Here is a 21,559-nt window from a genome sequence, read left to right as displayed (position 1 = left end):
ATCAAAACAGAGTGAAATACAGAGCTTTGAATATAACCTATTAAAAAATAATATTTTTTTCAAAAAATGCTTGACCAAAATATTTTGATCTCTATAATGCGGTCTCGAAAGTTGAGCACAGTTCCCTGATAGCTCAGTTGGTAGAGCAGTAGACTGTTAATCTATTGGTCGCAGGTTCGAGTCCTGCTCGGGGAGCCAACTTTCTAATCCGGCTAAAGGCCGGTTTTTTTATGCCTGAAATTCCTCGCCAGCTTTCTTCTTAAGATACCGTCTTTTAAAACACGACCTTTCTTTTATCAGAAAATCTGCAGCCTGAACCTGACAGCTCGCTATTACAGACAAAATCCGAAAAGCCCGAGATTTACTTCCGTAATAATACCGGATTGATCAGACACATAAATCAGCCCGACCAACCCTCCAGTAAAACCTAGGCAATATCAGGCAGGCTATTAAAACACTTAAGCACACGGTAGAGCATATAAGCATCCCGGCTTCCTGCCAGCTCACGCACCGAGTGCATAGCAAACTGAGGCACGCCTACATCAATCGTCCTCACGCCCAGCTCTGCCGAAGTAATCGGCCCGATAGTACTCCCGCAAGCCAGATCACTGCGCATAATAAAGCTTTGCACCTCAACCCCCGCTTGTTGGCAGGCAAGTCTGAACCAGGCAGAACTTTCGCTATTTGAAGCATAGCGCTGATTTGCATTCAGTTTGATAACCGGGCCAGCATTTAAAAGAGGGGCATGATTGTTATCATGATAGCTGGCGTAGTTCGGATGAATACCGTGCGCATTATCACAGGACACCATCATAGAGGCCGCAATCATCTGCTGATAACGCTCTTCCTGTCCGGCGATGCGTTTCAAGACCGATTGCAGAAAAGGCCCCTGCGCCCCGGATGCACTCATACTGCCCACCTCTTCGTGATCATTACACACCAGAAGTGACGGAACCGCCTGCGGAGCATCCAGCAAAGACTTCAAACCAATGAAGCAACTCAGTAAATTATCCAGGCGAGCTGAAGCGATGAAATCATCTTTAAACCCGATAACAGCAGCCGTTTGGGTGTCATAGGCAAAGCACTCATGCTCCAGAACTTCAGAAACATCGGTGCTCCCCTGAGCCTCTAACTGACCTTTTAGCAGATCGGCAAAACTCTGGGCTCCATCTTCCTGCTGCATCAGAACAATGGGCAGATGATTCTGGGCATTAATTTCAACGCCCTTATTGGCTTCGCGATTCAGATGGATTGCCAGGTTCGGCACCGTTCCTATAGCTCGCTCAAAGTTAATAAGAGCATGCCGGACACCACCGGACAAATCCCGATATGAAACCCGCCCGGCAACAGACAGATCGCGATCAAACCAAGTGCTTAGCAAAGCACCACCATAAACCTCGACACCTAAGCGCAAGAAACCCTGTCCCTTCTGGTCAGGGTTTGTTTTCACCTTCAGGCAAGGACTGTCGGTATGCGCCCCTGACATACGGAAGCCCGTTGCTGTTACATCGCCTTCTGCAGGCAATGTAAACGCAATAACAGAAGACTGATTACGGGTAACCACATAACGTCCTCCGGGCTTCAGTGCCCAGCTATCACGCTCTTCCAATACTTCAAATCCGGCTGACAAGCACGCCTCGACTATGTTTTTTGTTGCATGAAAGGGCGTCGGGGAAGTATCAAGAAAGGTTAAAAGCTGCTGGTTGAAATCATTCTGAGTCATGGGTACCCCGGCGACAAAAAAACAAAGAAGAAAAGAAACCGTCAAGCCTTTGCAGTTCTTAACTGAACCAAAACGAACGGCATGGTGTATTATAACAAATCGTGACTTTTTAATAGCGTTCCCAAAAAAGGACGGCATTCCTGGCAAATAGATCAGGTTTTATCGTACGACTGCCTTGATTCCCGACAAACAGTAACCATATTCTTTGCAAAGTCATAGAGTTAACTCAAACAATATTCATAAGATTACTTAACAGGTTTCCTTCAATTACGAAGTAAGCCTCCGGCCCGGAGAGTTGAATGATAACCACGGTTACCCGCCGCTTACTGGCACTGTTTTTAGCCAGCAGTCTTACAATCGGCACAGCACTGGCTGAAGTCCCTGATGCAATCGGAACTCTGGCACCAACAGAATCTCAGCAAAAAGCCGCTCAGGATATCGTTGAACGCCTGAATTATGGCCATTACCGGGAAGTTGAGCTCAATGATCAGCTATCCAAAGAGATCTACCTGCACTTTCTGGAAGAACTCGATGGAAATAAAGCCTATTTCACGCAGGCTGAAATCAACCGCTTCAATAAATACCAGCATCTTCTCGATGATGGTCTGAAGGAGGGTGATCTGACCGCTGCATTCGAGATCTACAATTTGTACCAGCAAAAGGTTGAGTCCCGTATTCAAAGCCAGCTAAGGCTGCTGGATACGTTTTCGGATGATTATGCCTTTAAGCGGCACGATGCCCTGATGATCGACCGGAAAGACTTTGCCTGGGCTGCGGATGAGAAAGAGCTTGACCAACTATGGGACAAGCGCCTTGAAAACAGTCTGCTCAGCCTTAAGCTATCCGGCAAAGACCTTGCTGATGCAAAGAAGACACTGAAACGCCGCCTTGAGAATCAACTGAAACGCATCACTCAGACCCGCAGTGAAGATGTCTTTCAGATCTATATGAATGCTTACACGCAGCTATATGACCCACATACTCAGTATCAGTCTCCCCGTAGTTCTGAAACGTTTAATATTCGGATGAAGCTCTCTCTGGAGGGTATTGGTGCACTTCTGCAAACGGAAGATGAATTCACCAAAGTTGTTAGCCTGGTTCCGGGGGGACCAGTTGCGAAAGCCGGTGAACTGAAACCAGCAGATAAAATTATCGGTGTCGGCCAGGATGATGAGAATATTGTCGACGTTGTTGGCTGGCGACTGGATGAAGTCGTTGACCTGATTCGGGGCCCTAAAGCCAGCACAGTTCGCTTGCAGGTGATCCCTGCCAATGCCACCGATAACAGTCAAACTCAGATAATATCCATCGTCCGTAATACCGTTAAACTGGAGGATCAGGCTGCTAAAAAATCCATTGTCACGCTGAATGAGAATGGCGAAGATAAAAAGATCGGCATCATTGATATTCCTGCATTTTATGTGGATTTTGATGCCTGGCGACAGGGGAAAGAAGACTACCGCAGCACGACCCGTGATGTCTTACGTCTGATCAATGAGCTGCAGTCTGAAGATATTGATGGCCTGGTGATTGATCTGCGTAACAATGGTGGCGGTGCTCTGCAGGAAGCCAACTCTCTGGTGGGGCTGTTTATCGAACGCGGCGCAACCGTACAGGTTCGTAATGCAGAAGGCCGCATCGACATTCTGGGTGATCCGGATAAAAGCATTGCCTACACCGGCCCTCTGGCGGTTCTGGTCAATCGCCTCAGCGCATCAGCTTCAGAGATCTTCGCCGGAGCGATCCAGGATTACCAGCGTGGTCTCATTATTGGTAGCCAGACTTTTGGCAAAGGCACGGTTCAGTCCGTCACACCTCTGGACCATGGGCAATTAAAGCTAACCCGGGCCAAGTTCTACAGAATTTCCGGTGAAAGTACTCAGCATATGGGCGTGGTTCCTGATATTCAGTACCCAAGCCTTGTGGACACCGAGCAGGTTGGTGAAAGCGCACTGGAGTTTGCTCTGCCCTGGGATAAGGTTCAGGCCGTACGCCACAAAGAGTACAGCCCCTTATCGCTCTGGTTACCAGAGCTTAAAGAGCGTCATCAGACCCGTGCAGAGCAAGACCCTGACCTGATGTATCTTGCCGCCCAACAAGCGCTGTTTGAACAGATGCGGTCTGTCAAACAGATTAGCCTGAATGAACAGGCCCGCAAAGCCGAAAGCGAGCGTATTGAAGCGCAACAATTAGCTCTGGAAAATGAGCGTCGCACCGCTAAAGGACTACAACCGCTGGAAAAGCTAAGCGATATTCCTGATAAGGAAGAAGACCCGAACCAGGATGCTGAGTTAGTGGAAAGTGGCCGTATCCTGCTGGATATGATTGATCTGGCCAACACCGCAATGGCAGATGTTGACTGATACAAAAAAGGCCCTGCTGTCTGCCAGCAGGGCCTGCTTTTATTCGGTTAATACCTGCTCTTATTCGGTTAATAAAAAGACTATAAACCAGCGCTCTTACGCTTCCTGTCAGAAACCGATTTCAGCCCCTTCCGCACCATTCGATACACCACATCCGTTACCTGACGCTCATCTTCCTCAAGCCGGGCAAGAGGTGTAATCTCAAAATTAGCCCCGAAAAGCCACTCAATCTCAGCCGCCTCCACCGAAAATGGAGGCCCTGCGGGCTTATCATGCTCAAGGCTGACCAGTAACATTTCAACTGCAGGAGAGAGCATCTGCGCAAGGTGAAAGGCATAGCGGTGGCGCTTTGCTTCAGGCAGAGCCACCAGGGATGCCCGGTCATAAACCGCTGTAACCGCCATCATATGCTGGCGATGCAGATGGAACATATCACCACAATAGAGCAGATAAGGCCCGGCCTGGTAACTGGAAAGCTGATCCGCCACCTGCGTATGAACCGGAGATAACCCCTGAGCGATAAAGAAATCCTTCACCGCACGCTCACTCAACTCCACACCGATAACCTGCCATCCCTGGTCTGCCAGCCAAACCATATCATTACTCTTGCCACAAAGCGGCACAAAGACAATACGGCGCCCTTTAACAGCGGCCTCGGAAAGATCATCAGAAGCCAGTAGTTTTTCAGGTACCGGATTCCAGTACGCCGGCAAGGCAGGATGCACGTCATCCTGATGAAAACCAATTCGCCCTTCTTCCCAACGCTGATGCCAGAATGCCTTATCCATACCGAATCCTACTGTTTCAGGTCTGTTATGCTAATAATGTATCAGGCCCACACAAAACCACTGATGTTTTCAACCAGCCTATATTGTGATTTCGATGAACCATCCAAAACTCTGATAATACAAGGTCTGCCTCAAATTGACAGACTCTTCATACCCGTAATCTCCGGAACTCCGGCCTAAAAGAGCATGAGCAACACGCAAAGCTTTCGGTCTGCACAGCGCTGGCAGCTACCCAGAGGCAGACGAACAGCATAACCGTGTGCAGAACACTCTGCGCTTCCCCCCTTACTTAAGCGAGTTTTTCTATACCAGAGCTATGCGCTTGGCTTTTCGACTCGTATAATGGTGCGTTTTTTATCGGCAGCGGCAACAACGCTGCAGATCCTTATTTCCGTACCAAGAACGAACAGGTGTTTTCCCATGGCTAAAAAGTTATTCATCAAAACCCACGGGTGTCAGATGAATGAGTATGACTCCTCCCGTATGGCCGATCTTCTGGGTGAGAGCCATGAACTGGAGCTTACCGATAACGAAAACGAAGCAGATGTTGTCCTGCTGAATACCTGTTCGATCCGTGAAAAAGCTCAGGACAAAGTTTTCCATCAGCTGGGCCGCTGGAAAAAACTGAAAGATAAAAACCCAGACCTTGTGATTGGCGTTGGCGGCTGTGTCGCGAGTCAGGAAGGCGATAACATCCGTAAACGCGCCAAGCACGTCGACGTCATCTTCGGCCCACAGACTCTGCACCGCATACCGGAAATGATTGATGCCTCTAAGCAGAATAAGATTTCGGTAGTGGATGTTACTTTCCCTGAGATTGAAAAATTTGACCGCCTGCCAGCACCAAAAGTAGAAGGGGCTTCCGCTTTTGTTTCCATCATGGAAGGCTGTAGTAAATACTGCACTTTCTGCGTGGTTCCTTATACCCGTGGGGAGGAGGTTTCACGACCGTTTGAAGACGTCGTCGCGGAAGTCGTGCACCTGGCAGACCAGGGAGTGCGCGAAATCAACTTGTTAGGGCAAAATGTTAATGCCTACCGGGGGCACAATGAGGAAGGTGAAGAGATTGACCTTGCCGAGTTGATCAGCTTTGTGGCTGCAGTTGAAGGTATTGATCGCATCCGCTTTACCACCTCCCACCCAGTGGAATTCAGTGACAGTCTGATTGAAGCCTATAAAGATATCCCTGAACTGGTCAGTCACCTGCACCTTCCGGTACAAAGTGGCTCAGATACGATTCTGGCAGCGATGAAACGCGGCCACACCCGTGACGAATATATCAGTAAGATGGAACGTATCCGCGCTAACCGCCCGGGGATCAGCTTCTCATCCGATTTTATTGTTGGCTTCCCGAATGAAACGGATCAGGATTTTGAAGATACCATGAACCTGATCGCCCAAATCGGCTTTGATCACTCCTTTAGTTTCATCTATAGCCCGCGACCGGGAACACCGGCCTCCGATATGGCAGATAACACACCGGAAGAGGTGAAAAAGCAGCGCCTGAATATATTACAGGACCGAATTAACCAGCAGTCCATGCAGATCTCCCGCCGTATGGTGGGGAATACAGAGCGTATTCTGGTAACAGGGTTCTCTCTGCGTGATCCGGGAGAGCTTCAGGGACGCACCGAGAATAATCGTGTCGTGAACTTTCGCACCGAAGACCCTATGGAGCTGATCGGGCGCTTTATCGATGTAAGAATCACCGAGGCTTTCCCAAATTCATTACGTGCTGAGCGTATTGATAACCTTAGCTACTGATCTGCAGACCATACCGAGGTATCCTGACCGTTTCAGCTGCGGCCCGTCATATAGGCCTGAGCTGAAGCGGATTCGCTATACTGAATTCTGAACTCACGATGCTTTAAGCTTTTTGTCACACCTCACAGGCAAGCTGATAAAATAATCAGCCTGAGAGGACACAAGATGCTGGCAACAACAGGTAACGCTTTGAACAGTAACAGCCAAACTCATATCCTGAAGCTCGACTTAGAACCCAATGATGCCCAGCGCCTGGCCAATCTGTGTGGCCTGCATGATGAGCATCTGCGCCTGATTGAAAGCCGGATGAATATCATCATCCGCAATCGCAGCAATCAGTTTCAGCTGGCCGGTGAACTAAACCTGGTAAAAGCGGCGGCCAGTCTTCTTGAATCTCTGTATCAGGATACCGGGAAGAAAGAGCTGACCCCAGAATCGATCCACCTGCACCTGCAAAGCTCTGGTATTAGTGAAATGCTGAACACCCGTCAGCAAGATCAGGAAGGGGCGGCTGACAAGCTTATCACCCTGCGCACACCTAAGGGCACAATCCAGCCCCGGGGCCCAAACCAGCAGAAATATGTACGCACCGTCCTGACCAACGATATTAACTTTGGTGTTGGCCCTGCAGGTACCGGTAAAACCTACCTGGCCGTAGCCTGTGCCGTTGAAGCGTTAACCAATGATGAAGTCCGACGTATTCTGCTGGTACGCCCAGCGGTTGAAGCCGGTGAGAAACTGGGATTTCTGCCCGGGGATCTGTCTCAGAAGGTTGACCCTTACCTGCGCCCGCTGTACGACGCCCTTTATGAGATGCTTGGTTTTGAGCAGGTTGCCAAACTGATTGAACGTAATATTATTGAAGTTGCACCTCTGGCATATATGCGTGGCCGAACACTGAATAATGCATTTATTATTCTGGATGAAAGCCAGAACACCACCCGGGAGCAGATGAAAATGTTCCTGACCCGGATCGGTTTTGGCTCCACCGCCGTTATTACAGGTGACGTTACTCAGGTTGATCTGCCAAAAGGTCAGAAGTCAGGCCTGATACACGTGCTGGATGTTCTTGATGGCGTTGACGGTGTGGGCGTAACCCGCTTTGATTCCAAAGATGTGGTACGTCACCCTATGGTTCAGCGCATCGTTGAGGCCTATGATAAGCATGAGGCCGAAGCTGAAATTAAGGAACAACAAGCCCGCCAGGCCCGAGAGGCTGCACGTAAAGAGGCACTCAGGGAGGCACTGTCTGAGGCCCATAGCACCCCGGAAAATACCAAAACGACTGACAAGTAGCGAACCTCTTATGACTCAGGCACTGATCGATCTGCAGATTGCATGTGATAATAAGAATCTGCCCAACAAGCCGGATCTCGCACGCTGGGTTCAGGCGGTTCTGGATGCCCACGAAGACACAGGTCATGAAGTTACCATTCGTGTGGTGACGCCGGAAGAGAGTCAACAGCTCAACCACCAATACAGAGGAAAAGAGAAGCCGACGAATGTCTTATCTTTTCCTTTTGAATCACCACCCGATCTTGCATTACCCTTATTGGGTGATCTGATTGTCTGTGCTGATGTTGTCGCACAGGAAGCGGTTGAACAACATAAGGCCCTGCAAGACCATTGGGCTCATATGATCATCCATGGGTGTCTGCATCTGTTAGGTTATGATCATATTGCAGACGAGGAAGCCGAAGAGATGGAATCTCTAGAGATAGAACTTCTGGCAAGCCTCAATATAAAAGATCCCTACTATCTGGACTAAACCATCCGCTTAGAACGGAAAACAGGGCACAAAGGAAACACACTGATGAGCGAAGACCGATCGAGCAACGGTCAGGGTCAACGATCCTGGCTTCAGAATTTTATGACATCCCTCACCGGCGAACCTAAAACACGCCGTGAGCTTCTGGAGTTTATCCGGGACGCGGAACAGCGCCTGCAGCTTGATGCTGAAGCGATGAATATCATCGAAGGCGCACTGCAAATCAATGAGATGCAGGTTCGGGACATCATGATACCTCGTTCGCAGATGGTTGCCGTTAAAGATGGCCAGCAACCGGAAGACTTTCTTTCTCTGATTATTGAGTCAGCCCACTCCCGATTCCCCGTCATTGGAGAGAACCCGGACGAGGTAGTCGGTATACTGTTAGCAAAAGACATGCTGCCGCTGATTCTTCAGAAGAACGCTCCCCCATTCAATATTCGCGACATTATGCGCCCGGCTACCTTCATTCCGGAGTCCAAGCGCCTTAACAGCCTGTTAAGCGAGTTCCGTGTCAAACGAAACCATATGGCAATTGTTGTTGATGAATATGGCGGCGTCGCAGGCCTGGTGACAATCGAAGATGTTCTGGAACAGATCGTTGGCGATATTGAGGATGAGCACGATATCGAAGAAGATGATATGGATATCCGGGTTATCAGCGATGGCCAGTTTATCGTTAAGGCCCTGACACCTATTGACGACTTTAACGAGAGCTTTGGCACTCACTTCAGTGACGATGAGTTCGATACCATTGGCGGTATCGTTATGCAGCGTTTTGGACATCTGCCTAACCGCAATGAAACCACCATGCTTGAAGGCCTGGAGTTTAAAGTCCTGAATGCCGACAATCGTAGAATCCGCTTACTGCAGGTCAAAACGCATTCAGGCTGATCGTTAAAGTCGCGTTACCCCACACCTAGCCAATACCGGTGCTCTGCTGCATCGGTATTTTTTTACCTGACCTTTAGATTTGGCGGGATTTTTTCGCTGATTTAATGGTTAGAAAATCTACATGTTTTCAGCGGGATAGCCTTTTGATAGGCTGCTGAGTACGAAAAATTGACGGGCTTTTGCAAGCATGGCACTGACAGGCGTTTTTAAGAATCTATCGAACCGACAGGGACTTCACCGCTATCTGCTTGCAACGCTCGCTGGCTGGCTGCTCCCTCTCTCTTTTGCACCCTACAATTACTGGCTGGTAGCCCCACTGGCCATTACCCTGTTATTGACCGCCATGAAAGCAGGTCAAAACGCAATGGAGCTAAGTGGCAAATTCAAGGCTAACTTTACGCTGGGTTGGTTCTTTGGCCTGGGCTTCTTTGGTAACGGTGTTTCATGGATTTACATCAGTATTCATGACTACGGCTATACCGGAGTTCCGTTAGCTTTAGTTCTGACCACTGTCTTTGTTATGGCCTTATCTCTGCTTTCAGCTCTCCAGTGCGGCCTCTATCAACGCTTCTTCTCTTACGTTTCGCCAGTTTGGAGCTTCCCTGCTCTTTGGGTGCTGTTTGAATGGATAAGAAGCTGGCTATTAACCGGTTTTCCCTGGTTATATCTGGGCACCGGGCTGGTGGACTCAAGCATTTCAGGCTGGCTACCAGTCGGTGGGGTTTACCTCGGAAGTTTTCTTCTGGTAATGACAGGTAGTCTGCTTTTCCAACTCAGTCAGCAAAAACTACGGTTACGGACATTTACCGCATGGCTGACCCTCATTTTTGCAGGCGGTCATCTGCTCAATAATATTCAGTGGACTTTACCCTCAACAAAAGGAGCAGTAGAGGTCGCTCTGGTACAGGGTAATATTGATCAGAATGAAAAGTGGCAGCGGCAATATCGGCAAAAATTCCTGCAACTCTATTATGACCTGACGCTGGATGTCCAAAACAGTGATCTTGTGATCTGGCCGGAAACCGCAGTTCCCTTGTTACACCGGAACTCAGGTGCTTACTTTGATCAGGTACTGGCAGACCTACCTTCAGGTACGGCCCTTATTTCCGGCATCCCTCAGCAAACAAATCCGGGATCAGGGCAACCGCCACAATTCTATAACAGCATTATGGTCAAAGGGGCTGGAGAGGGCTTATATCAGAAACAAAAACTGGTTCCTTTTGGCGAGTACGTGCCTCTGGAACATCTGCTGAGGGGAGCTATTAACTTCTTCAATTTACCAATGTCGAACTTTGTAGCAGGCTCGCCAGACCAATCCTTGCTGGTGGCCAAAGACCTGAAGATTGCGCCGTTTATCTGTTATGAGGTTGTGTATCCTGAGTTTGTCCGCCAGCAAGCCCAAGACAGTGATGTACTGGTTACCATCTCAAACGACAGCTGGTTTGGCCATTCCGTAGGCCCGCTGCAACACCTTCAGATGGCCCAGGCAAGGGCCGCGGAAAATGGACGTTACATGTTGCGCAGCACCAACAATGGCGTCACCGCAATTATTGACTCCAAAGGGCATATTCTTGCCAGCGCACCTCAGTTTGAACAGGCTATCGTACGGGGTGAGGTTTACAGCATGACAGGCCAAACCCCCTTTGCCCAAACAGGAAGCCAGCCTCTTCTGGCTCTTTGCGGGTTGATTCTGCTGTTACAGCTACTACAGAGTCGAAAACAGGAGCGTACTATTCAGCTATTCCATTAGGTAAAAATTAATGGGGCTAAGCCAATTGCAAGAACAGCTAAAGCGATCTGACTTCAACTGTTCTTCATTATCTGGCGCTTTTGACATCCTTAGGCTTATTGACCAATAGCCTGATTATCGACCGCCGGTCAAAAACGTCGTCACTTTCTCAACTCGTGCCAAAGGTAAACCTTCTGCCTGAGACTCCACAACAAACCGAATCTCCTGGGTTAGCCCTTCAGGCTCAGGTGCACATACGCGATAAGCGCGCCAGCCCGCATTGTTATTATCCAGACTTAACTGCTGATCTCCATGTAAAACCATCCCCTCCATTCCCTGGGCGCTGACCTTAACCCGGTCAAAGCCTTGCCTGTAGCCTTCAACTTTAATCCGATAGTGATTACAGACCTGACTATCCCCAAGCCGGGTAAAGAGGGCACCACGGTCACGGCGAACTTCCAATAGCAGATCCTTCGTCTGTGCAAAACCAAATGCCACGACAGATAGCGTAAGCAGCATAACCACGCCATAACCGACTAATTTAGGCCTAAATCCGTTTTCCGGTTGAACCGTACCCGACAGCTCCTCCTCAGATGCAAAACGGATCAGCCCCCTGGGCTTTCCTATTTTATCCATCACCTGATCACAAGCATCGATACAGGCACCGCAATCAATACAGGCCGCCTGAAGCCCATCACGGATATCAATACCTGTTGGGCATACCTGCACGCAAATCGTACAATCGATACAGTCACCGGAACGGTCTTTGTCCACTAAAGCCATATCAGAGACTAATTCTGAAGCCTCCGGATCAAGTCCAGTAAAACGTTCAGCGTGACGTCCTCCGCCACGTATACGGCGCGGCTCACCCCGGGCTGTATCATAACTGACCGTTTGGGTGTTTTTGTCAAACATGACCCCCTGAAAGCGGGAATATGGACAGGCATGCAAACAGATCTTTTCCCGAACCAAACCTGCATTCACATAGGTCAGTAGCGCCATGGAAATTAGCCATCCCCAAACAGCCAGAGACAGTTCGAAGCTAAAAAAACCTGAGAAAAGCTCACGCACAGGCAGGAAATACCCTGTGAATGTTAGCGCAGTCAAAAAAGAGAACATCAGCCATAGAAGATGCTTTGCCAAACGCCGCAGTAACCGCATGCCTTTTAAGGGCTGAGCATCATTTCTCGCCCTTTGGCTCGCCTTGCCTTCCGTTAGCTGCTCAATGCGTATAAACAGCCACGTCCAAATACTTTGCGGGCAGGCAAAGCCACACCAGACACGCCCCCAACCCACAGCCATAAAAAACAGCAAGCAGGCACCTGCGATCATTAGCCCAGCCATAAGAGGTAAATCATGCCAGGCTAGCTGACCGCCAAACAGGTAGATCCGGCGCTCTTCAAAAGAAAATAACAAAAGCGGCCTGCCATTCCACTGCAACCAGGCTAAAAGAAAGAACGCTACAATCATCGGCCCGCTGATTAGTCGCCGTATATTCTGAAAACGACCTTCTGTAAGCCGTACATGAAATTTATGTGGCCGTTCAATTATCTCCGAGTCTGAGCGGACTCGGCTAACAGGAATTTGCTGCATGACTTCATCTCAAGTTTATCCAGATGGCAGCAGCATACTCAGGAAGAACAATAAGGATCAGGTCTAAAAAATTATTTTTTTATAGGTACAGATAGCCGCACCTCTTATCACCTGATAAATCTACCCATTAGTGCACATGCAGCATACACTTTGCACTAATCAGGGGCATAAATATAAGCAGTGAAGCTGCTTTTATCGCTCAATAAATAGCCATCAAGACTTTGGTCGAATAAAAACAATGCAACCTATTGATATTAAAGGGATATAAAAAACATGGCATGCACGATGCAATATAGAAGAAGTCCAACGCAGGACTTGGTTGTTAGTACTTAGCTTATTATTCAAGGCATTTGCCTTTTGAATCCGCGTTTATCGACACTGTTTTCAGTGTTGATAAACGCTTTTTTTTGCCTACAAGTCTGGCAGAGCGTGGCAGGGCATAAAACGCAGAGAAAGTGACAATATAAAGGTGGTAAACAGCGGGCCTCAGACCTGCTTTAGAATGCAGAGCGCAAACCGAGCCAGTGCAGCCCCTCATCCTGATCAATTGAAGGTATATCTTCGGCACTGCACCCGAGAGCACGACTCAAACTTTCCTTGGCGAGATAATCCGTATTATTTTTATCACTGATATGTGCTGCTACCACATGCTGTAATTTATCGTGTTGCAACTCCTGCAGCAGAGCCTGGGCCTGACCATTACTCAGGTGGCCATAAGCACCGCCAACCCGACGTTTCAGTTTTGGTGGATAAGGTCCTTGCTGCAGCATCTGAGGATCATGATTGGTTTCAAGGATCAGACCGTCACAGCGGGCATAACACTGGCGTATATATGGAGTTATACTGCCAAGGTCCGTCAGCACCCCCAAACGGGTATCGCCGTCCCCTACCACATACTGAATGGGTTCTTTCGCATCATGGGGAACAGGAACCGGCTCAATCTCAAGATCACCAATAGCAAACTTTTTGTGACTGCTGATCAAGCGCAGGTCAGGCACCTCACCTAAACGCCCGGTCAGGTAAGTACCATGACTGCAATATACAGGCACACCACAGGCCCGAGCTACACGCCCCACCCCTCCGATATGATCACCGTGTTCGTGAGTGACCAGTACTCCGTCAAGGTCTTCAAGACTTAACCCCAGACGCTCTAAACGCCCCCGCGTGTCTTTCACACCGAAGCCGCAGTCAATCAGAATACGGGTACTTTTTTTTTCAATCAAGGTCGCATTACCCCGGCTACCACTGCCAAGGGAGGCAAAACGCATTGCAGTCACAAGATCATCCGAAGCAAAAACGCCCCGCAACCTAAGGTTCGGGGCGCTGTATAACAGCAAAAAGATTAAACCTGATATCAGGTTCAGTCTGCTTAGTTCAACAGTTTACGAACACTCATCAGAATTTGACGAGCTTCCCATGGATTAACAGCTTTTCCGTTCTGCTGAACACGTATAGAAACAGGAGATGACCCGGTCAATATCAACTGATACTGAGACTCAGGGCCAGGCTTACTCGCCCAACGGGTAAGGAAGCTACTGCGCTCCTCCTCCGGCAACCAAACAATTGTAAACTCTCGCTTAACAGCATCGGCGCTAAGCAACCTTTGCTCATCTTCGCTGAACTGCTCTGTCAGTAAGAGTTCAAGGCCAATCCAGGTGCGATCCGCATCAGTGCCTAGCACCAGAACAGGGTCCTCCCCTCCGGTGGCCTGAAGAGCGATCGTCTTTTCCCGACTGATATTCTGAGCCAATAGCGAGACACTTTGCGATGTTAACTCCTGGCCGAAAAACCGGGCATTCATCTGGCTCAGCAGTGCTTTTGCAGCACTATCAGTTCGTACACCACCCTGTCGGTTCAACAGCTCCAAATCACTGAAACCACCACGAATTCCCTGCCGTAATACAGCCAAAACAGGCTGAGCATTTAGCTGATTATCAGGAACAAAAGAGATGTGTCCTGTGGATGGGTTCGCGGTTTCAACCCTCCAATTAAGTTGCTCAAACTGGCTCTGCAGCATCGGCCATGCAACAGCCGGAGGATTAGAGATTGACAGCCAAAGGCGGGAATCAATTCCTTCTGCAGCAGTAAACTCCTTCAGTTCAGAAGGTGGCAGATCTTCATCAACAACAGGCATAGCATCCGGGCGAGGTACCGTAAACTCATCATCAAGCTGTTCCTGAGCCGTAATATCCGGCAGAGGCATAACTTGCTTAAGTTGGCGCGCACCAGCGGAGTCTGGCAGAGAAATAGCCGGATACTCTTTTGCATCCGCATAGTCTGTTTTACGGTCATAGTAATAGCCGGAGGAACTACAGCCAGCTAACAGAAAGCCGGTTAGCACAAGGCAACCGGCTGTCAGTTTGTTCAAGTCCTTTCTGGACATTGCGACTTCCCGATCAGTTATCCGATAATTCCGGCGTGTTGCAGAGCTTCACGAACGGTTGCATGGTACTGATCGGAAAGAACAGTCAGCGGTAGACGAATACCGGTTTCCATCATTCCCATCTCAGCAACAGCCCACTTAACCGGAATGGGGTTTGATTCAACAAAGAGTGCACGATGCAACGGCATCAGGCGAGTATTGATCTGGTGTGCAGTAGAAGCATCGCCATTCAAAGCAGCAGCACAAAGTTCAGACATCTGGCGCGGCGCAACGTTCGCAGTAACAGAAATATTTCCATCGCCACCCTGCAGAATAAAATCGGCTGCGGTCAGGTCATCACCGGAAAATAGCAGGAAGCCCGAACCTTCAAGACGCACCATAAGCTCTTTGCCACGCTCAACATCACCGGTAGCATCTTTCAAGGCCACAATATTCTCAAGCTTGCTCAGACGAACAACGGTTTCATTATGCAGGTCAACAGCTGTACGGCCTGGCACATTATAGAGAATCACCGGCAGGTCACTGGCCTCAGCAACCGCTTTAAAGTGCTGAAATAAACCTTCCTGAGTTGGCTTGTTATAGTATGGGGTGACGGACAGACAATAATCGGCACCAACTTTCTTAGCGAATTTACTCAGCTCTACCGCTTCTGCCGTGTTATTTGCACCAGTCCCGGCAATAACAGGGATACGACCATTAACCTGCTCAACCACCTTTCGGATGACGTCAAAGTGCTCTTCAAATGACATCGTGGTGGGTTCACCTGTGGTGCCCGCTGCAACAATTGCATCGGTACCGTTTTCCAGATGGAACTCAACCAGACGATGCAGTGCTTCCCAATCGATAGCTCCCGAGGTAGTCATTGGGGTTACCAATGCAACAATACTGCCTTTGATCATCTGTTGTCTCCGAAAAAAACGCGAAAAAAGCGAAAGCCCAATGTTACTTTTGCCCCAGCCTGAACACAAGCATCCGCCTTCACAATCGCGGTTATTCTGCTTGTGGACTTAACCACAAAATAAAAATCCAGTTTCAGCGCAGGTCTAAAGGCTAAAAAAGCATTATAGAGAGCCAGGTACATATCAAGTCTGAAAGGCAACCTCAGACCTGTTCACGGCGAATCTAGGCCATTCGCACATGCTCCACATACGCATCTGCAGAGGATATATGTTCACTGAAAAAATCAAAGCAGTGGGATAAAAGAGCAAACCCATCGTGATCAATGTGTGCTGCAATTTTAAAGTCGACAGAGATCCCCTTGCTGCGCCACTGCTCACATAACGACTCCAGCATGCTTTTTCGGCATATTTTCAGAGTATGGCTAAGCGTATCCCGCTCACCAACAACCATTTGAACTGGCGTAGCCCTGAGAGCAGAGAGTTTCTCTTCTGTTATATTATGATGAATCGAAGAGCATCCCCCGGGAGCATGGATTGATAAAGCCTCTAATCTTTCAGAATGGAGGTATGCAAACCGATGAGCAAACTGTGCGCCCCCGGAAAAGCCATAAAGACAGAAGGTATTCTGGGCCATATAAGTGGTCGATACCTCATCAACCATACTTAAGAGAATCTGATCATAAGGAAATGAGGCAGGAGAACTTAGCTTATAGCCGTCACCCTCATCCTGAGCAACAGCCCCTTTAGGAAAAAGCGGTGCCAGAACAGCACAATGCACCTTCTCCGCAAACTCGATGAAGCCGTCCCTAAGACTTTCAACGGTCCTTGCAGAACCATGTACGACCACAACTAAAGGTAGCTTTTTATCGGACTGTTTCAAGTGGCGCTCTGGCAAGTAAAGGCAGTAGGAAAACCTGGGATCTGCTTTACAGGCCGTAAAAGGGATCCGCCCAAGGTGATAACGTTTCTGAAGCGCCCTCACGGAGTAACTCCCGCCAGTAAATTCTGATCAGCAGCCTGTATAGAACCTCTTGCCAAGAAGTAAGGCCGGTTATTACCTCTGATCTCAACATCTGCATCAACGTTAAAAACATTGGCCAGAATCTTCGGGCTAATAGCGTCTGCCGGAGAGCCTTCGGTAATTAGCCCCCCCTGCTCCATCACCAGAATATGATCCGAAAACTGAGCCGCCTGATTCAGGTCGTGCAGCGACATAACAACGGTTAGCTCCTGCTCCAGATTCAGTTTGGTCAGCAACTCCAATACTTCTAACTGGTGCCCCCAGTCCAGAAATGTGGTCGGTTCATCCAGAAGTAATATGCGGCTTTGCTGGGCAATAGCCATCGCAATCCAGACCCTTTGCTGCTGCCCTCCTGACAGTGCATTAACCGAGCGCTCAGCAAGCTCCGAGATACCTGTCTGCGCCATAGCCCATGCAACAACATCTTTGTCATTCTGGCTTTGACCGCCCAAAATCCCTTGGTATGGAAAGCGACCATATTCCACCAACGCCTTAACACAGATTCCTTCTGGTGCTGTTGGTTTTTGCGGCAGCATCGCAACCTCAAAAGCCAGTGCTTTTCGTGACCACTGCTCAAGTGCCTTGCCTTTAAGGGAAACACTCCCTTTCATAGGTTTAAGCAAACCAGCCAGGCTTTTAAGCAGAGTACTTTTACCACAACCATTAGGGCCAATTAGCGTTGTGATTTTTTTATCCGGAATAACAACCGAAATATCTTCAATAATGGTGCTGCCGCCATATCCAAGCTGCACCTGTTCCAACATCAGGCTCATCAACTATCCATTTATCAGGGGTTTTTTCTTAAAAGATACAAAAAAGCAGGAACACCCAGTAAGGCACAGAGAATACCCACCGGTAATTCAAATGGGGCTACAGAGACACGCCCCACCAGATCTGCCGTCATAACCAATAAAGCCCCAATTCCACCCGTTAGCATAAGCTGTTGTTTAAATGATACCGGTGCTATTTTTCGTGCAATATGGGGTACGATAAGGCCAACAAAACCGATCGGGCCAGCCACAGCCACAGCACTGGAAGCCAAAAGAGTGGCGAGCAGCACTACAACCAACCGCCAAAATCGAATATTGACACCAAGGCACTGAACCTGATCATCATGCAACCGAATCAATTCCAGTGGTCTCAGGCAAAAAACGACGCCTATAAGACCCAGAACGGTCCATGGCAGAAGTATCCAAAGGTGTAACCAGTTACGGCCGTGCAGACTACCGGCCAACCAAGCCACAACAGTTTCCGTATGGGCCTGCCCCCATAAAGCAAGCAACCCTGTTGCCAAAGCATTAAACACCGCTGCAAATATCACGCCAGTCAAAATTAGTCTCAAGGGAGTCATCTGCCCTGCACCACTAACCAGATAAACCAGAATGGCTGTAATACAGCCCCCCGTAAGAGCTGCTATTGGCAACCATGTTAAAACCTGCCCTCCCTGGGAATAAATACCACTGCCAAAAGGTAATAAGGCCGCCCCAACAACAACCGAAATAGCAGCAAGGCCTGCTCCCGCATTGATCCCCATAATACCGGCATCCGCCAATGGATTGCGGGTGAGGGTTTGCAGTATCAGGCCGGATAGTGCGAAGTGCAGACCAACCAGGCACGCCAGTACAGCCCTGGGTAAACGCATATTCCAAACAACCCTATCACTATGTTCCCCTCCTTGGCTGAACATCGCATGCACCACCTGATCCAGGCTCAGGGTAGCCGCACCATATATCAAGCTGCAGACCAAACCAGATGCTATCGCCAGTATGAGCAAACCATATATCACTTTATAGCGGTGTATATTCAACCTCATACGCCCCCCGTCCGATACTGACGCTTCAGTAGCCAAAGCAACCAGGGGGCTCCTATCAGCGACATAACCACTCCTAAGGGGATCTCCTGAGCCAGAATAGGCAGTCTTGCCAGAATATCAGCTCCCAATAGCAGCCCACTCCCCACCAGAGCATTTAAGGGTAGCCACAATACAGACTGTTCAGGTAGTAGCTTTCGAGTGATATGGGGAACAACAAGGCCTACAAAACCTACCGGCCCAGCAAGCGTTACTGCTCCGGCAGTCATGATCACAGCCAGTAGCATAAAGATCAGTCGCCACAACGACACTGCAATTCCCAGACTTTGCCCAATAGCATCATCCAACAGTAAAACCCTGAACCGTTGAGTTAACAATATTGATAGGAAAAGCGGGATCAGCACCCAAGCAAAGGTTTGCTCAAGCTGCATCCAGCCACGACCGGCAATACCACCTGCCAACCAGAAAAAAAGATCACCAGCCTCCGCACCTGAAAAAATGAGAAACCCCGTCATTGATGCAATGCAAACAGAGCTGATAGCAACACCTGCTAAAATAACCCTTAAAGGCATCAGTCCATTTTTCCAGGCCAATGCAAACGTTAAAGCACCGGCAATAAGCCCACCACTGATGCCTGCTAACGGAAACCATTGGGCATCAATACTGAATAATGAGGTTAGAATAACAATCATACAGCTCGACCCGGCAACTACTCCGGTAAGGTCTGGTGACGCCAGCGCATTTCGGGTAATCCCCTGCATCACTCCTCCTGCCGTTGCCAGTGCAGCACCCACAAAACAGGCGATCAATATACGGGGCAGACGCAGCTCCCAAAAGACGATCCGCTGAACACGATCTCCTTCCTGCGTTATAAGCTGCCAAAGATCCAGTGGTGTCAGAAACTCAACGCCCACCATCAAGGATAGAACGGGTATTAGAGCGGACAGGGTAACAATAAAGAGAGCGCGTTTTTTATTATGCACAGTAATCATTACTTATAGCGCTTACTACGCATCGATTCAGGTAACGTCGGCATTGGAAAAATATCAGGATATATACGGTGCGCCATCTCCTTAAAAACTAAGGATCGTGCCGTTGGCCCTGCAGCTTCTTTCCAGTGCTGCCCGACTTCGTAAACGCGGCCAGCCTGAACAGCTTTCAGGTAGGGCCATATGGGGCTCTGCGTAAAAGCACGCTCTTTATTCGTTTGAAACAGAAAAATAATATCAGGATCCTGCTGTAACAGATTCTCCAAACGAACACGGTAACCTAGAGGTAGTCCCTGTACCTGTGTCGATAGCTTGCCACCGGTATTTTTAACATTCAGCCAGCTCAGCAATTGAGCCGTTAAAAAGTGATCATGATAGGTGAAAGGCACTTCTCCACCCGTCACCAGCAAAGCAGCTGACAGTCCACCGGGAGCTTTTTTCTTATACTGCTCAAGCATTGCTGTAAAATCCTGATTCAAAGCTCTGGCATCAGCGTCACGGCCCAAAAGCGCTCCAGAAAACGATACAGCCCGCAGACTGTCGTCCAGGGTAATCAGATTAAGAGCCGCATATGGAGCAATATCGTTAAACTTTTCGGCGTTCTGCTCGGTATATCGGCGAATGGCCAACGTTAGATCAGGAGAGACTTCCGAAAGCATCTCCATACTGACCTGCGAACGACTCCCAATGACAGGAACATCAACTAACTGATCAGCCAGATAATCGGGTTTGGCAAAAGGGCCAAACTGGGTTACTGCCACAGGTTTTACTCCCAAGGCCAGCAAAAGATCTGCACCAAATGTCGAGATACTCGCCACTCGTTCAGCAGGCTGTTTCAATTCAACACGCACACCCCGGTCATCCGTTGCGGAGACCGCAGCGGCTGTCGCAGAAATCAACGGCAAACAGCAAGCAACAAGGCAGAATATAATTTTCATCAACAAGAAAACCTAATAAGAATCATTAATATTTAATACAGCAAGATTATGCCATAATTGGCGCCAATATTGGTAGACAAGATTTTCAGGACAGCTAAAAAGAAGGAATAACGTCATATGAGCACTCAAAACAGATCCCTTTCTGAGGAAGCGGTACAAAAGCTTGTACAACAACTCAAACAGGCCATCGGCTCAGGCCGGTATCTTCCGGGAGACTGGCTCAAACAGATCGATATTGAGGAGAACTTCAAGGTCAATCGTTTTACCGTCCGATCCGCACTTAGCGAATTACACACCAGTGGCTTCCTGCAACACATCCCATATAAGGGCTATCGTGTTATTGAACACTCAATCCAGGATCGGATAGCGATCACCGAGGCCAGGGAAATTATTGAATGCGCAGCCGCCGCTCGCGTAATGAACCATATCGACACCTCGGGTCTTGATGAGCTGGAAAGGCTCGCACAACACTTTAAAAGTGCGGTCGAAGAGCAAAACTCAGAGCAGGCAATGACTTTAAACCTCAGCTTTCACAGAACTTTTAATCTGTATTGCAAAAACCCTCACCTCAACCAGGTCATGGACGAGATGCGCGAACGAGGAGTCGGCGGTGCAGATCGAGGGTGGAGCAAAAAAAGCACACAACTTGCCAGCGCGAACGACCATATCAACATGGTCAGGGCACTTAGAGAGAAAAACCTCGTTCGCTTACAAGCCATTATCTATACGCACCTGAACCGCTGGAAAGAAAGCTACAAAGAGCTTATAGAGCCCTGAAAAACAAAATACTGATAATTATTATCATTAGTGATTGCATTGGCGCCAATATGACACTACCATCCACAACCTCATCGTATCGGGCACAGGACCGTTAACGTACGGGTGCAACCCAACCCC

General features: G+C 48.8%; 18 protein-coding genes and 1 tRNA gene. 8 read left to right on the top strand and 11 right to left on the bottom strand.

The window, feature by feature from the left end:
* Positions 1-122: 122 nt before the first annotated feature.
* Positions 123-198 (top strand) — tRNA-Asn (locus BTA35_RS13080).
* A 229-nt stretch (positions 199-427) separates the two neighbouring features.
* Here BTA35_RS13080 and BTA35_RS13075 read toward each other — a convergent pair.
* Positions 428-1,723, bottom strand: a complete 1,296-nt coding sequence (locus tag BTA35_RS13075; protein ID WP_078320259.1) for a M18 family aminopeptidase — start codon at positions 1,721-1,723, stop codon at positions 428-430.
* 299 nt (positions 1,724-2,022) lie between these two features.
* Here BTA35_RS13075 and BTA35_RS13070 point away from each other — a divergent pair, with 299 nt between their 5' ends.
* Complete coding sequence (locus BTA35_RS13070) at positions 2,023-4,086, top strand: carboxy terminal-processing peptidase (protein ID WP_103989741.1); 2,064 nt, start codon at positions 2,023-2,025, stop codon at positions 4,084-4,086.
* A gap of 80 nt (positions 4,087-4,166) precedes the next feature.
* Here BTA35_RS13070 and BTA35_RS13065 read toward each other — a convergent pair whose 3' ends face one another.
* Positions 4,167-4,874 carry a class I SAM-dependent methyltransferase gene (locus BTA35_RS13065; protein ID WP_078320258.1) on the bottom strand — a complete coding sequence of 236 codons (708 nt, stop codon included), beginning with the start codon at positions 4,872-4,874 and terminating at the stop codon, positions 4,167-4,169.
* Positions 4,875-5,294: 420 nt separating this feature from the next.
* Between BTA35_RS13065 and miaB the strand changes: the two genes are divergently transcribed.
* The 5 genes from miaB (at position 5,295) to lnt (ending at position 11,050) form a co-directional block, all read left to right on the top strand.
* A complete protein-coding gene (miaB, locus tag BTA35_RS13060; protein ID WP_078320257.1) occupies positions 5,295-6,638 on the top strand; it encodes a tRNA (N6-isopentenyl adenosine(37)-C2)-methylthiotransferase MiaB in 1,344 nt (447 codons plus the stop codon).
* 165 nt (positions 6,639-6,803) lie between these two features.
* Positions 6,804-7,934 carry a PhoH family protein gene (locus BTA35_RS13055; protein WP_078320256.1) on the top strand — a complete coding sequence of 377 codons (1,131 nt, stop codon included), beginning with the start codon at positions 6,804-6,806 and terminating at the stop codon, positions 7,932-7,934.
* Positions 7,935-7,944: 10 nt separating this feature from the next.
* Entirely contained in the window at positions 7,945-8,406 is a 462-nt protein-coding gene (gene ybeY, locus BTA35_RS13050; RefSeq protein ID WP_078320255.1) for an rRNA maturation RNase YbeY, read from the top strand.
* A 45-nt stretch (positions 8,407-8,451) separates the two neighbouring features.
* A complete protein-coding gene (locus tag BTA35_RS13045; protein WP_078320254.1) occupies positions 8,452-9,300 on the top strand; it encodes a CorC family transporter in 849 nt (282 codons plus the stop codon).
* A gap of 187 nt (positions 9,301-9,487) precedes the next feature.
* Entirely contained in the window at positions 9,488-11,050 is a 1,563-nt protein-coding gene (lnt, locus tag BTA35_RS13040; protein WP_078320253.1) for an apolipoprotein N-acyltransferase, read from the top strand.
* Between the two features lie 114 nt (positions 11,051-11,164).
* On the opposite strand, the gene ccoG is transcribed toward lnt, so the two are convergent.
* From ccoG to BTA35_RS12990, 9 genes are all read right to left on the bottom strand, one after another.
* The gene (gene ccoG / locus BTA35_RS13035) at positions 11,165-12,622 is read right to left on the bottom strand and encodes a cytochrome c oxidase accessory protein CcoG (RefSeq protein WP_078320252.1); all 1,458 of its coding nucleotides are present in this window, start codon (positions 12,620-12,622) and stop codon (positions 11,165-11,167) included.
* Positions 12,623-13,119: 497 nt separating this feature from the next.
* Positions 13,120-13,890, bottom strand: a complete 771-nt coding sequence (locus BTA35_RS13030) for an MBL fold metallo-hydrolase (RefSeq protein WP_078320369.1) — start codon at positions 13,888-13,890, stop codon at positions 13,120-13,122.
* 101 nt (positions 13,891-13,991) lie between these two features.
* Positions 13,992-15,005, bottom strand: a complete 1,014-nt coding sequence (locus BTA35_RS13025) for a hypothetical protein (protein WP_078320251.1) — start codon at positions 15,003-15,005, stop codon at positions 13,992-13,994.
* A 17-nt stretch (positions 15,006-15,022) separates the two neighbouring features.
* Positions 15,023-15,904, bottom strand: a complete 882-nt coding sequence (dapA, locus tag BTA35_RS13020) for a 4-hydroxy-tetrahydrodipicolinate synthase (RefSeq protein WP_078320250.1) — start codon at positions 15,902-15,904, stop codon at positions 15,023-15,025.
* Positions 15,905-16,127: 223 nt separating this feature from the next.
* Positions 16,128-16,784, bottom strand: coding sequence for an alpha/beta hydrolase family protein (locus BTA35_RS13010; RefSeq protein ID WP_160055227.1), 657 nt, complete (start codon positions 16,782-16,784; stop codon positions 16,128-16,130).
* 98 nt (positions 16,785-16,882) lie between these two features.
* Positions 16,883-17,698, bottom strand: coding sequence for an ABC transporter ATP-binding protein (locus BTA35_RS13005; protein ID WP_078320247.1), 816 nt, complete (start codon positions 17,696-17,698; stop codon positions 16,883-16,885).
* A 14-nt stretch (positions 17,699-17,712) separates the two neighbouring features.
* Positions 17,713-18,738 (bottom strand): FecCD family ABC transporter permease, encoded by a 1,026-nt coding sequence (locus tag BTA35_RS13000; protein ID WP_078320246.1) that lies wholly within the window; start codon positions 18,736-18,738, stop codon positions 17,713-17,715.
* Positions 18,735-19,718: a FecCD family ABC transporter permease gene (locus BTA35_RS12995; RefSeq protein WP_238377595.1), complete on the bottom strand. Its 984-nt coding sequence runs from the start codon at positions 19,716-19,718 to the stop codon at positions 18,735-18,737. Before BTA35_RS12995 ends, BTA35_RS13000 begins: the two co-directional genes overlap by 4 nt.
* A gap of 8 nt (positions 19,719-19,726) precedes the next feature.
* The gene (locus BTA35_RS12990) at positions 19,727-20,662 is read right to left on the bottom strand and encodes an ABC transporter substrate-binding protein (RefSeq protein WP_078320244.1); all 936 of its coding nucleotides are present in this window, start codon (positions 20,660-20,662) and stop codon (positions 19,727-19,729) included.
* Between the two features lie 117 nt (positions 20,663-20,779).
* Here BTA35_RS12990 and BTA35_RS12985 point away from each other — a divergent pair, with 117 nt between their 5' ends.
* On the top strand, positions 20,780-21,439 hold the full coding sequence (locus BTA35_RS12985; protein WP_078320243.1) for a GntR family transcriptional regulator: 660 nt from the start codon (positions 20,780-20,782) through the stop codon (positions 21,437-21,439).
* Positions 21,440-21,559 lie beyond the last annotated feature (120 nt).

Origin of the sequence: Oceanospirillum linum (assembly GCF_001995095.2) — a bacterium.
Lineage (GTDB): Bacteria > Pseudomonadota > Gammaproteobacteria > Pseudomonadales > Halomonadaceae > Oceanospirillum > Oceanospirillum linum.
The sequence above is the reverse complement of the archived record's forward strand: the minus strand, read 5'-3'. Positions and strand labels throughout refer to the sequence as shown.

What these genes read in the sequence shown, in the direction of transcription:
- ybeY (WP_078320255.1), top strand. Translation starts at nt 7,945, where the DNA reads ATGACTCAGGCACTGATCGATCTGCAGATTGCATGTGATAATAAGAAT.
- ccoG (WP_078320252.1), bottom strand. Translation starts at nt 12,622, where the DNA reads ATGCAGCAAATTCCTGTTAGCCGAGTCCGCTCAGACTCGGAGATAATT.
- BTA35_RS13075 (WP_078320259.1), bottom strand. Translation starts at nt 1,723, where the DNA reads ATGACTCAGAATGATTTCAACCAGCAGCTTTTAACCTTTCTTGATACT.
- BTA35_RS13030 (WP_078320369.1), bottom strand. Translation starts at nt 13,890, where the DNA reads ATGCGTTTTGCCTCCCTTGGCAGTGGTAGCCGGGGTAATGCGACCTTG.
- BTA35_RS13000 (WP_078320246.1), bottom strand. Translation starts at nt 18,738, where the DNA reads ATGAGGTTGAATATACACCGCTATAAAGTGATATATGGTTTGCTCATA.
- miaB (WP_078320257.1), top strand. Translation starts at nt 5,295, where the DNA reads ATGGCTAAAAAGTTATTCATCAAAACCCACGGGTGTCAGATGAATGAG.
- BTA35_RS13065 (WP_078320258.1), bottom strand. Translation starts at nt 4,874, where the DNA reads ATGGATAAGGCATTCTGGCATCAGCGTTGGGAAGAAGGGCGAATTGGT.
- lnt (WP_078320253.1), top strand. Translation starts at nt 9,488, where the DNA reads ATGGCACTGACAGGCGTTTTTAAGAATCTATCGAACCGACAGGGACTT.
- BTA35_RS12990 (WP_078320244.1), bottom strand. Translation starts at nt 20,662, where the DNA reads ATGAAAATTATATTCTGCCTTGTTGCTTGCTGTTTGCCGTTGATTTCT.
- BTA35_RS13025 (WP_078320251.1), bottom strand. Translation starts at nt 15,005, where the DNA reads ATGTCCAGAAAGGACTTGAACAAACTGACAGCCGGTTGCCTTGTGCTA.
- BTA35_RS13055 (WP_078320256.1), top strand. Translation starts at nt 6,804, where the DNA reads ATGCTGGCAACAACAGGTAACGCTTTGAACAGTAACAGCCAAACTCAT.
- BTA35_RS13005 (WP_078320247.1), bottom strand. Translation starts at nt 17,698, where the DNA reads ATGAGCCTGATGTTGGAACAGGTGCAGCTTGGATATGGCGGCAGCACC.
- BTA35_RS13070 (WP_103989741.1), top strand. Translation starts at nt 2,023, where the DNA reads ATGATAACCACGGTTACCCGCCGCTTACTGGCACTGTTTTTAGCCAGC.
- dapA (WP_078320250.1), bottom strand. Translation starts at nt 15,904, where the DNA reads ATGATCAAAGGCAGTATTGTTGCATTGGTAACCCCAATGACTACCTCG.
- BTA35_RS13045 (WP_078320254.1), top strand. Translation starts at nt 8,452, where the DNA reads ATGAGCGAAGACCGATCGAGCAACGGTCAGGGTCAACGATCCTGGCTT.
- BTA35_RS12985 (WP_078320243.1), top strand. Translation starts at nt 20,780, where the DNA reads ATGAGCACTCAAAACAGATCCCTTTCTGAGGAAGCGGTACAAAAGCTT.